The sequence below is a fragment of the Fodinibius roseus genome (genome assembly GCF_900129315.1).
GTDB classification, from domain to species: domain Bacteria; phylum Bacteroidota; class Rhodothermia; order Balneolales; family Balneolaceae; genus Fodinibius; species Fodinibius roseus.
Genome location: NZ_FQUS01000005.1, coordinates 82294 through 94842, shown reverse-complemented (window position 1 = coordinate 94842; position 12549 = coordinate 82294). Strand labels below are relative to the sequence as shown.

General features: G+C 50.3%; 7 protein-coding genes. All 7 read left to right on the top strand.

Annotation, left to right across the window (positions count from 1 at the left end; genetic code table 11):
- The first annotated feature begins 479 nt into the window (after positions 1–479).
- The 7 genes from BUB16_RS05995 (at position 480) to BUB16_RS05960 (ending at position 12548) form a co-directional block, all read left to right on the top strand.
- Positions 480–2624: a carboxypeptidase-like regulatory domain-containing protein gene (locus BUB16_RS05995; protein ID WP_139240204.1), complete on the top strand. Its 2145-nt coding sequence runs from the start codon at positions 480–482 to the stop codon at positions 2622–2624.
- Between the two features lie 977 nt (positions 2625–3601).
- Complete coding sequence (locus BUB16_RS05985; RefSeq protein WP_073060796.1) at positions 3602–4969, top strand: TolC family protein; 1368 nt, start codon at positions 3602–3604, stop codon at positions 4967–4969.
- Positions 4970–4997: 28 nt separating this feature from the next.
- Entirely contained in the window at positions 4998–6257 is a 1260-nt protein-coding gene (locus BUB16_RS05980; RefSeq protein WP_073060793.1) for an efflux RND transporter periplasmic adaptor subunit, read from the top strand.
- Between the two features lie 258 nt (positions 6258–6515).
- Positions 6516–9620: an efflux RND transporter permease subunit gene (locus BUB16_RS05975; RefSeq protein ID WP_073060790.1), complete on the top strand. Its 3105-nt coding sequence runs from the start codon at positions 6516–6518 to the stop codon at positions 9618–9620.
- A 182-nt stretch (positions 9621–9802) separates the two neighbouring features.
- Positions 9803–10459, top strand: a complete 657-nt coding sequence (locus tag BUB16_RS05970) for a class I SAM-dependent methyltransferase (protein ID WP_073060788.1) — start codon at positions 9803–9805, stop codon at positions 10457–10459.
- Positions 10460–10566: 107 nt separating this feature from the next.
- A complete protein-coding gene (locus tag BUB16_RS05965) occupies positions 10567–11451 on the top strand; it encodes a cation diffusion facilitator family transporter (protein WP_073060787.1) in 885 nt (294 codons plus the stop codon).
- A gap of 230 nt (positions 11452–11681) precedes the next feature.
- A complete protein-coding gene (locus BUB16_RS05960) occupies positions 11682–12548 on the top strand; it encodes an ATP-grasp domain-containing protein (RefSeq protein ID WP_073060784.1) in 867 nt (288 codons plus the stop codon).
- Position 12549 lies beyond the last annotated feature (1 nt).

The following is a 12549-nucleotide window of genomic DNA, read 5'->3' as shown; positions in this document are numbered from 1 at the left end:
GGTTCAGTTAATTTAATCTCCTATTCCACGACTATTTTTGGTTCGCCAAAGTGGTGCGATACAACCAGCTGAGAGAAATCTCTTTTCTCCCTTTACTTGCCTATGGCCTTTACAAATAGTATTCTTTCAGTGTTGCTATATACCATAAATAGTTCATAAGCATCACGTCCTTTATAAGCACGGGATACGTTATGCGGTTTGAGAAATTGACAACACAGGGAAAATAGCATAATCTTAATATCTGTAATCTGTTTATGGATCCGGGAACGTGAGGGCATAAACATTTAAATAATGATCTGATGGCTGCTTTGGTAGCTGCTGGATACCAACTTTCACGTTGATCTTCTGCCGGTACGCTCTAACCTTTTTACTCAAAAGAAACAATGGCCATGAATCCAGACAACCCCTCTCCATCACTACCATACAATTCAGTATTTCATAATTTTCATAGGGAGCTACGCAATATCATATCAAAGACCTTGCACTACGTCACAATGGTCATCCTCCTTTCAGGATTAATCGCCTGTAATTCCGGCACCCAGCAGGCACCGCTACAGGTGGATGATAATGACCTCGGAGGCGTGGTCACCGGTCCCGACGGACCGGAAGCAGGGGTCTGGGTGATTGCGGAGACCTATGACCTCTCCACCCGGTTCGCCAGGATTGTAGTCACCGATGCAGAAGGACGTTACCTTATCCCCGATCTCCCGGACGCCAACTATAGCGTATGGGTACGTGGCTACGGGCTGGTGGACTCGCCGAAGCAAGATGCCACGCCCGGCAAAAACCTTGACCTCGAAGCGGTGCAAGCTCCCGATGAACAGGCCGCGGCGGAATACTACCCGGCCGGCTACTGGTTTTCCCTGATTGACGTCCCCGGCGAAGAGGAATTCCCGGGCAGTGGCCCCGACGGCAATGGCCTCTCCCCCAACATCGAAACCCAGGCCGATTACCTTCGAAACATCAAGTCGGGCAATTGCATGGCCTGTCACCAGCTTGGCAGCAAAGGGACGCGGGAGTTTCATGATTCCTTTGATCTTGATAACTTCAATTCTTCGGAAGATGCCTGGAGGCGGCGCCTGCAGTCGGGACAGGCCGGAGGCAGTATGATCTCGAGCGTCCAGCGGCTGGGCAGCGAGGCAACCCTCGAAATGTTTGCAGACTGGACCGACCGTATTTCCGCGGGAGAAGTACCCCCGCAGCCGCCACGGCCCGAGGGGGTGGAGCGGAATGTCGTCATTACACAGTGGGATTGGGCCGACCCGGAGGCCTACCTGCACGACCTGGTCTCCACCGACCGGAGGGACCCCACCGTCAACGCCAACGGCCGGCTCTATGGCGCCCTGGAGCTGAGTGCAGATTACCTGCCGGTGCTGGACCCGGTAATACACGATACGAGCCGGGTGCCGCTGACCGTACGCGACCCGGAGACTAAGCCGGCGGCAGCGCAGTCGATGCCGCAGCCTTCGCCGTACTGGGGCGACGAACTGCTGTGGGACAGCAAGGCCAATGTCCACAATCCCATGTTTGACGGAGAGGGACGCGTTTGGGTGACCGCCACCGTTCGTCCCCCTGACAACCCTGATTTCTGTAAAGAAGGATCGGATCACCCCTCAGCTCAACAGTTTCCCCTGGACCGGGCATACCGGCACCTCGGAGTCTATGACCCGGAGACAAAGGACTATACGCATATCAGCACCTGCTTCAGCACGCATCACCTGATGTTTGCCGAGGATAAGAATAATACGCTGTGGACGAGCGGCGGCGGCGAAGTGGTCGGCTGGCTCGATACCAAAAAATTCGATGAAACCGGGGACGAGGAGGCCTCGCAGGGGTGGACCCCCCTTATTCTCGATACCAACGGCAACGGCCGGCGGGATGACTATGTGGAACCCGGCGAACCTGTCGATTCGACGATGGACAAGCGCATTACAAACGGCTTTTACGCTGTTGCCCCGGCCCCGGACGGTTCGGTCTGGGGATCTTCGCTGGGCTATCCCGGAGCGGTCGTCAGGCTGGAGCCCGGCAATAATCCCTCTGAGACAGCGTTGGCTGAACTCTACGAGCTGCCCCTGAATAACGAAGGCGAGCCCATAGAAGGCTTTTCTCCCCGCGGCATGGATATCGACCGCAACGGGGTGGCCTGGGTGGCGCTTGCAAGCGGGCACATGGCCAGCTTTGACCGGGAGAAGTGCGAGGGACCGCTTAACGGTCCGGGAGCAACGGGACAGCACTGCCGCGAAGGGTGGACATTTTACACCGAGCCTCTCCCCCAGGTTAACGGGGTGGATGGTTCCGGCAGCGCGGAATCCAGCTACTACACATGGGTGGATCAATTTAACACACTGGGCCTCGGCGAGAACACTCCGATCAATACCGGTAATGAATCAGAAGGTCTGTTAGTCCTGAAAGACGGGGAATGGATCGTACTCCGCGTCCCCTACCCGATGGGATTCTATACCAAATGGATGGACGGACGGATTGACGACCCGGATGCCGGCTGGAAGGGACGCGGTATCTGGGCAACCGTCAGCACCCGTGCGCCCTTTCACATGGAAGGCGGCAAAGGCACGACGAGCAAAGTCTATAAATTCCAGCTTCGCCCCGATCCTTTGGCACAGTAACCTGCGGGTCACTCCTTCCCTGACCATTGCCATTATCCTTTGGGGAAAAGGTCGAAAAATTGGATAAGAAAACGCGTTATCCTTCCACGCCCACGACATGGGATAGGGAGAAAATAATTATAGACTATCGAAGCTTTGCATAGGTAGATTTTAATCGGTACTGAAATTTTCTATATTCAGAATTGTTAATTGACGCACCAATGATGTGAATGCACCAGTTCAGATCCACATACCGAAAAGGAATCAAAAGGATTACCCTGTTCTATCTGGTACTGTTCAGTCTGCATTTTTTTAGCATCCATGGCTTCACAGATGCTTTGGTGCTATGTATTGAAGATGATGGAAAGGTAAATATAGAGTCCGAAGCAGGATCTTTTCTCTCTATTCCCTCAGAAGATACTATTCATGCCGATGCTTCGCATCATCATGAAACACCTACTATCGGTTCCCCCCGGGATAGCCATAACGATGTTCCCCTCTCATTTATTTGTTCCAAAAAACAACAAATAACACGATTTGACCAGGACCGAACGCTACGTGCTCTGAATGGAATACTGAATACAAAAGTTGAGGAACTGTCTCGGTCGCGAGTTTTTCAATTCATATCTTTTGTCCCTCCTGCTATTGAAAGTGTAATTGTTACTTCTCTCAAGACAGTCGTTCTGCTGAATTAGGCCAATCCAGCCTTACCTATCCCGTATTTCTCACTCCCGGACGCGAATATTTGATAAGATCTGGGCAGTCCACAAGCCAATTTTGGCGCTATGACTGGCTTTATTTTCGGAATGAGCAATACGGGCTATACCCTTTACCAGCAAGTCGGCCGGATTATCACAACTGTATTCTTCATCGATTTTCTGTTATAAAGCTGTATTCCTTATGCAGCTTTATTACTGCCATCCATAGTGGTGACAGAGATAATTGATAGCCGGCCTTTTCTTGCCTCTCTATAACGTTTAAAAAAGTGGCTGGATTATATGAAATTATTTGCCCCACTACTGGCCCTCGGCATGCTCGTGCTTGCTGCCGGTTGCGCCACAGAAGAAACACTTATCGAACCACCATCGGAAAGCACACTGGGAGACCAAACCTATGAGGCGTCTCTCGCTCTAAATCAGAATGTTAATCCGCTGGATACCGCATCCAGGGTTACTATTTCAGATACGCTGACCTTCTCAGATGCGCTGTCCAAAGCCCTGCTGGAAAATCCGCGGCTGCAAAGCTACGGCTGGCAAGTACGCGTGAAGGAAGCCGAACGTATTCAGGCTTCCCTGCTTCCGAATCCGCGGCTGAATGCCGAAATGGAAAACTTTGGCGGCACGGGTCCCTTCGAAGGGTACGACGGACGAGAAGTGACTGTCAAATTGGGACAAAAGATCCTGCTGGGTGCTGATCGACTCAAGCGCAAACGATTGGCCGATGCCACCAAAAAACTGGCCGGCTGGGATTATGAAGCCCAACGGCTTGACGTGCTCACCGGCGTTACCAAAGCTTATATCTCAGCACTGGAAGCTCAGCGACAGTGGCAGCAACAAAAAGAGCTCGTCGATGTAGCCCAAAACCTGTACGATTCCATAACTGCCCAAGTAGAGGCCGGAAAAGTCTCCAAACTGGCACAGATCAAAGCACAAGTAGAGCTTTCCCGTGCTAAAATAGATCTGGAGAATGCCCGCAACCAGTGGGAATCCGCTCGTAGCTCGCTGGCCTCTTACTGGGGAAGTGAGCAACCGGAGTTTAAGCAGTTAAAAGGGCAGCTGAGCATGCCCTCGGCGGTTCCTGCTTACGCCAAAGTGCAAGCTTATATCCAGCGCAATCCCGATATAGCGCGCTGGGCTACCGAACTGCAGCAGCGCGAATCAGCCCTTGACCTCGCACAAGCCAGAGGCATTCCCGACATCACCGTGAGCGGCGGATACAAACGCGCTGAAGATTTGGGAGCCAGCGCCGCTATCGTGGGTGTTTCCATCCCACTGCCTTTTTTTGATCGCAATCAGGGAAATATCAAGGCGGCTAAGTATGAACTCAGTCGAGAGGAAGCCCAACGGGAAGCGGCTGTCTCACAAACCTACAAGGCCCTGCAAACAGCTTATAACCGGCTGGAAGCAGCTGCCAACGAAGTCAACCAGCTGCAAGAACAGGTACTACCCGGCGCTCAAACGGCTTTTGAGGCGGCCCAGACCGGTTACCGGCAGGGTAAGTTCGATTACCTGGAAGTACTGGATGCCCAGCGCACGCTGTTTTCGACGCGCACTCGCTACATCCGGGCCCTGGCCGAATACAACCGGGCCGTAGCCGAAGTGGAACGCCTCATCGGCACGCCTCTCTCTGAAATTTCAGCAAACTAATTTTTGAATGAATATGGAATCACCAATCATGAAGAATCTAACAATATTAACACTTACCGGACTTCTATTAGGATGTCTTTTAGCAGGCTGTGGATCTGATTCCGATTCCCAAGCCAACACGCAAACCGAACAGCATCAACCCGAATCGCAACACAGTGAAGAGACCGAGCAGCATACCGAGGAAGCTGGACAGCACAATGAAGAATCCGGACAGCATGCTCGCGAAGTGCATCTGACTGAGCAGCAAGAAGGTAACCTCGGCATCAAAGTGGAAACGCTGTCCGAAGGAAGTGCTTCTTCAACCATTTCACGTCCCGCCAGCGTCGGATACGATCTGGATCAAATTGCTAAAGTGGGTCCCCGGATCGAAGCAAAGGTAGTGAAAGTCATAAAAGACCTGGGAGATCGAGTCAAGCAGGATGAACCGATTGCGCTCATGAGCAGTGTAGGTCTGGGGAAAGCCAAAGCCGAATATATTCGACTGCGAACCGAGTTAAAAGCTGAAAAGGCACACTATGAACGAGAAAAATCTCTTTATGAACAGGAGATATCGAGTCGTGCCGAAATGTTGCAAGCGGAAGCCCATTACCAGGAAGCAAAGGCTGCTTATAATGCGGCAGCCGAATCGCTTCGCCTTTATGGACTAAGTAAAGTAGATGTTCAAAACATTGAAGCGGGCAGTGATCAGCCCTTATCCCATTTCTACCTGACAAGTCCACTCAACGGGGTTATACAGGAGCGGGATATTTCACCGGGACAAACCATTAGTCCCAGTGAGACGCCCATCCACGTAGCGAACCTCTCCAAAATGTGGGTCATGATCGATGCCTACGAGCAGGATATCCGGTATCTGGACAAAGGCCAACAAGTAAGCCTCTCGGTTAGAAGCATCCCCGGACAGACCTTTGAGGGGAAGACAGACTGGGTCTCTTATAGCCTGGAAAAACAGACGCGCACCATGCCGGTTCGCGCGGTTGTTGAAAACCCAAATCGAAAGCTGAGGGCCGGGATGTTCGGTACCGCTCGCATATCAACAGGGAAAGAACGTAACATAGCTATGATTCCCATTGACGCGGTACAAACGATTGAGGGTGAACAGGTGGTCTTTGTCCCCGGCAAAAAGGATGACAGCTATAAGCCGGTTGAGGTAATGCTGGGCAGTGAAAATGAGGGCTACGTGGAAATTGCATCGGGACTGAAGCCCGGCCAGCAAGCCGTCATCGCCGGAGCCTTTGACCTGAAATCGGCCCTTACCGCTCAAGGAAGAAACGCATCCCACGGACATTAAGGACCCGGTAAAACACTCCTGAGCACTGTTAGTATGATCATTCAAAGTGCTATAACTGGATTCTATCAATCCTCCTGCCCTCGTGGAATCTCCCATTGCATCGGGAGGCCACTTTAGTGGCATTTCACAGGGCCTGTCCTCCTTCTCCAAGAGGAACTCTTAGGCTGAAATAAATTTAGCCTAACATGATACTTTAAGTCCCTCTTGGAGAAGAGGGATTTAGGGAGATTGAATTTAACGACTAAAGAATTTTGACTTATGCTTCAACAAATAATAGACAAAGTATTAAAGAATCGTTTGACGATCCTCATTCTGGTGGCGGCCGTTGGCGTCTATGGATACTTCTCCTTTGAGGAGGTCCCTATCGACTCCTTCCCGGACGTATCGCCCACCATGGTGCAGGTGTTTACCTCCAGTCCCGGGCTTTCTCCGGTGGATGTGGAGACACAGATCAGCTACCCCATTGAAATCTCGATGTATGGGCTGCCCAAGCTGGATCGCGTGCAGAGCACCTCTATCTTCGGGCTTTCACGGGTAAACATATACTTCGAAGACGGCACCGATATTTATTTTGCGCGTCGGCTGGTCATGGAACGACTTTCCAAAGCACGGGAAGAAATCCCGCCCGGACTGGGAAATCCACAACTGGGGCCCATTACCACGGGACTTGGGACGATCATGATGTATGAAGTGACCAATGCCGATACCGCCAACCACTCCCTGATGGAGCTTCGCACGGCCCAGGACTGGATCGTAAAACCCCAACTGCGAACAGTGCCCGGTGTAACAGGGGTACTTTCCCTGGGCGGGGATGTCCGCCAGTTCCAGGTCAATGCGGATATGAACGCCCTTATTTCACGCGGACTTACCCTGGAGGATCTGGAAAAAGCCATCAACAGCAACAATCGTAATGTAGGCGCTTCTTTTTTGGAGCGAGGCGGTGAAGAATACCTCGTCCGCGGCTACGGTTGGATTCAACCGGACAAGCAGGGCTTAGAAGACATCAGAAACATCATTGTCAAAAACTCTGCCGGTACGCCCATTTATGTCAAGGATGTCGCCAAGGTGGAATTCGGCTCCGAGATTAAGCGGGGTACCCTTATTAAAGACCAGGAGGAATCGGTGGGTGGTTTTGTGCTAAAACTGATTGGTACAAATACGCAGGACCTGCTGGCCCAGGTTGATCAAAAGATTGACGCCATTAACCAGGCGCTGCCTGATGGCATGGTAATGATACCTTTCTACTCGCAGGGACAGCTCGTCAACAAAGCTGTAGGTACGGTAAGCAATGCCCTGTACATCGGGGCCATTCTCGTGCTGGTCATCCTCTATTTTTTTATGGGGGATCTTCGCTCCACGCTCATTATTATATCCACCGTTCCCATTGCGTTTCTCATGGCCTTCATTGGGATGAACCTCATGGGCATATCGGCCAACCTAATGAGTTTGGGGGGGCTGGCGATCAGCATTGGTATGATCGGGGACAGTGCCACCGTGATCGTGGAAAATACCTACCGCCTGCTGGAAGAACGGGATACCGAGAACGTATCCCTGGTACGTATGGTAGGCGAAGCAGCCCGCGAAGTGATACGCCCGGTGATCTTTGCGACCAGCATTATTATTATTGTATTCATCCCACTCTTTTCGCTGGAAGGCGTCGAGGGTAAAATGTTTAAGCCGCTGGCCTACACAATTACCTTTGCCTTAGCCGGAGCCATTTTTCTGGCTTTGACCTACATCCCGGTCATTTCCAGTTTCATCCTGCCGGATAAGGGGATGGACAAAGAGCCGTGGTTGGTCCGCAAGGTGAAAGGATACAGCCGCCCGCTGATTGAAAAAGCCACCAAATTTCCAAAGATGGTCTTTGGCGGAGCCTTGGTGTTATTTGCCGCAAGCATGGCCGTGTTCCCATTCCTGGGAACCGAGTTTCAGCCGACCTTGCGGGAAGGGACCTTTGCGGTACGGTCTGTGCTGCCTCCGGGTGCAAACCTCCCGACCACCAAAGAATACACGAAGCGTATTCAGGAGTCGATGCAAACCTTTCCTGAAGTGCAGGGTATCTATTCCCGCGTGGGGCGTGCCGAGGTGGGTGGTGATCCCGAACCCGTAAACGTGGTCTTTAACGTGGTGAACCTAAAGCCGCTTGATGAGTGGGACGCCGGACACAGCTATGAAGAACTGCAGTCGGCCATGGCTGTAAAATTGAATGAAGATCTGCCGGGCGTAGCTTCTAACTTTTCCCAGCCCATCCAGCTTCGTACCGATGAGCTGCTCAGTGGCGTTCGCGCCCAGGTAGTTGCCAGTCTTTACGGGGATGACCTGGATACCTTAGCTCAAAAGGCCCAGGAGATTGCCGAGGTTGCCAAAAGCGTGGATGGAGCCGTGGATGTCCGCGCCCAGCAACAGGGCGGCAAACCGCAAATCCTGGTGCGGCCGGACCGAGATCAGCTGGCACGACTGGGCATCAGCATCGATAATTTTCTGAATACCGTAGAAACCGGTATCGGGGGCTCGGTAGCCGGACAGGTATTCGAGGGCATTCGCCGCTTCGATATCTTTGTGCGCCTGCAGGAGAACCAGCGCAAACGCATTGAACAGGTTCGGGAGTTGCCCGTTCGTACCGCTAAAGGTTCGCTGGTACCGCTCTCCCAGATTGCAGATGTGGAGGTTTTTACCGGACCCAAACAAATATCCCGCAATAAAGCGAGCCGCCGTACTTATGTGCAACTGAATGTACGCGGTCGGGACATGGGAAGTGTGGTCAGTGACATCCGCCGGAAAGTAGAGGCGCAAGTGGCTCTGCCCGCTGGCTATTTCATCGAATACGGCGGACAGTTTGAAAACCAGCAGCGGGCTATGAACCGACTGATGGTGGTGGTGCCCATTACCCTGGGACTGATCTTCTTCATGCTGTTTTCCACCTTCGGAAGCTGGCGTTATGCAGTGCTCATCTTCCTGAACATCCCCTTTGCGACCATCGGGGGGATCTTTGCCCTATGGATATCCGGGCTGTACCTGTCGGTACCGGCAGCAGTAGGCTTTATCGCCATCTTTGGTATTGCGGTGCTCAACGGACTGGTCATTGTATCCTACATCAATCAGCTGCGTGAGGAAGGCATGTCCACCGAGAGATCGGTCGTACAGGCTTCGCTCTTGCGATTGCGTCCTGTATTAATGACGGCCTTGACCACCGGTCTTGGGCTGTTGCCGCTACTGCTGGCCAATGATATCGGTTCCAACGTGCAGCGTCCGCTGGCAGCGGTGGTTGTAGGGGGGTTGTTTACCAGCACTCTGCTTACGCTGGTGGTACTGCCGACCATCTACAAGTGGTTTGCCGAACCGGTCACCCACGCCGAAGTCTAAATTTTAAACAACAGACCTGTTAGGTTTTCAAGACCTGGCAGGTCCAATATAACCATCAAATATTATGAAAGAGATCAAAGCTTTTATTCGAACCAACATGATCGATTATGTCATTGATGCCCTTGAAAACCTTGAGGATGCCCCCGGCATTACGCTACAAGAGTTAATTAAAGTAAAGTAACATGGAGCAGCAAATTTTAAGCCTTGACGAAATCAAAGAGATCTACAGCGATAGTTTAGCTACACATTATGACCATTCACTGTTACTGTATCGTTTGTTAGGCTTCAGGATAAAAACCTATCGAAAAAAAGCAGTTCAAAGCCTTAATCTCAATCCGGGAGATACAGTAGTCGATCTGGGATGTGGAACGGGACTCAACTTCCCGTTACTCAACAATCATGTTGGAAAACAGGGAACTATTATTGGGGTAGACCTATCGAAAAACATGCTTCAGCAGGCGCAAGACCGTATACAAGACTCGGGATTGAATAATATTAAGTTGATTCAGGCAGATATGTCTGAATACCATATTCCTTCTAATGCAGATGCCATTTTATCTACGTTGGCAATATCGATGTCTCCGGACTATGATCGCATAATAGAAAGAGTCGCTCATACATTGGAAACAAGAAAAAAGATGGCGATCTTTGAATTAAAACGGCCTGAAAAATGGCCGAAATGGTTGGTTAAGGCTATGATTAAGCTTTTACATTCTTATGGAACCCGCTACGAACACTCCAAGAGAACTCCCTGGCTATCCATGGAGAAATATTTTCGAAAATTGTACATGCAAGAATTCTATTTTGGTGCTGTTTACGTGGCTACAGGTGTAGTTTAAACAGGTTATTATACTATATAAAATAAGCAGACTGCAAATTTTAATGAATCTAAAGCTCTATACTTTTTAAAATATTATAACTCCTAAACATACTTTACTGCACTATAATGGGACACGACCATTCATCATATACTCAGGTCTATGGCAAAGCTTTTGGTATCGGCATTGGCTTAAACATAGCCTATGTAGCTGTTGAAGTTATTTATGGTTTAATTATTGATTCCTCTGCTCTGTTAGCCGATGCCGGGCATAATGCAAGCGATGTGTTGAGTCTCGTTTTTGCATGGTTTGCAATGGCGGTTGCTCAGAAAAAGCCTTCCATTAAATATACCTATGGCCTGCGACGAAGCACCATCTTGGTTTCTATTCTCAATGCCTTATTATTATTTGGAGCTGCGGCTGTTATCGGATGGAAAGCCTGGCAAAAATTATTTGAACCTGTGCAAATAGCCGGCACTCAGGTGATGATCGTAGCAGGCATTGGAATTGTTGTAAATACAGTTACGGCCCTGCTTTTTATCAAGGGACAGGAAAAGGACTTAAATATTAAAGGAGCTTTTTTACATATGGCTGCAGATGCCGGCGTATCGGTGGGAGTAGTCATTTCAGGCTTGCTTATCAATCTAACCGGTAAAAACTGGATTGATCCGCTAACCAGCTTTTTTATCCTCATTATCATTGTTTATGGAACGTGGAAACTCTTCATCGATTCTATTAACCTTGCCCTGGATGCCGTACCCAAAGATATTGACTATGATGACGTCAGGAAATTTCTACAAGGTCATGAGCATGTAAAAGCTGTGCATGATCTTCATATCCGGGCCATGAGTACTACCGAAAATGCGCTATCCGTGCATTTGGTGGTCAATCCGGTCTCGGACGATCTTTTAAAAAGACTTAAACGTGAGCTCCATGAAAAATTTGGCATTGAACATACGACTGTTCAACTCGAAAATACTGATCTGGATGACGCACTAAATACAACACAATAGTCTATTTATTTATAGAAGCAGAAATCCTATCTTCTTCCTGCTGTTAATATAAGAGAATTTTAAAAAACCAGGAATTTTGATCACTATCAAAGCCTCGCGGAATTCAAACCCGCAGTAGCATATACACAAAAGCATATGTAAGGATGTTGTATGCGCAATAATACAGAAATTGGCCAAAAGAACGGTTTTGCAAAGCTCTATAACTATTTTACTTGGAAAAACTCTGCCTCATGAAAAAGTGTGCCTTCCTCTCCATGGACAGCCTTGACGGCTATGAATGTTACGATCACCTGCTCTTCGACCCGCTGGCCGAGCGGGGATGGTCGGCCGAAGAAGTCTCCTGGCGCAACGGGCAGGTGGACTGGAACCGGTTCGATGTGGTTCTTATCCGGAGCCCGTGGGATTACCAGCAGGACCCACAGAAATTCTTCCGGGTTCTCCAGGAAATAGACCGGTCGTCCGCCATTCTGGAAAACACCCTCGAGCTGGTGGAATGGAATATTGACAAAACCTATCTGCGCGACCTTCAGCAGGAAGGCATAGAAATTGTACCAAGCCTGTGGAAGGATCGTTTTGACAGCAGAGACTGGGACTCCTTTTTTTCCGGGCTATCGGCGGAGGAGATCATCATAAAGCCCACCATCAGTGCCGGCGCAGAAGATACCTTCCGGCTGAGGAAATCCGAGGGGGAGAAGTATGCGGAACAATTGTCCGGTATTTTTTCCCGGCGGCCGTTTATTGTGCAGCCTTTTATGCCGTCTGTTGTCAGCGAAGGAGAATTTTCCCTCTTCTATTTCGGGAATACCTACAGCCACACCATCCTGAAAACCCCAAAGAAAAATGATTTCCGGGTACAGGAAGAGTTTGGCGGGCAGCTTCAAAAAATAGAGGCCGGCGAACAGCTTCTTGCCACCGGACGGCAGATTCTTGAACTCATAGAACCGGATCCCCTGTATACACGCATCGACTTGGTTCGCACGAGCAACCATGCCTTTGCCCTCATGGAGCTGGAACTCATCGAACCCTCACTCTACTTTAACATGGATTCGGCATCACCGCGGCGATTTGCCGCTGTGTTTGACCGCTGGATGCGGTAAG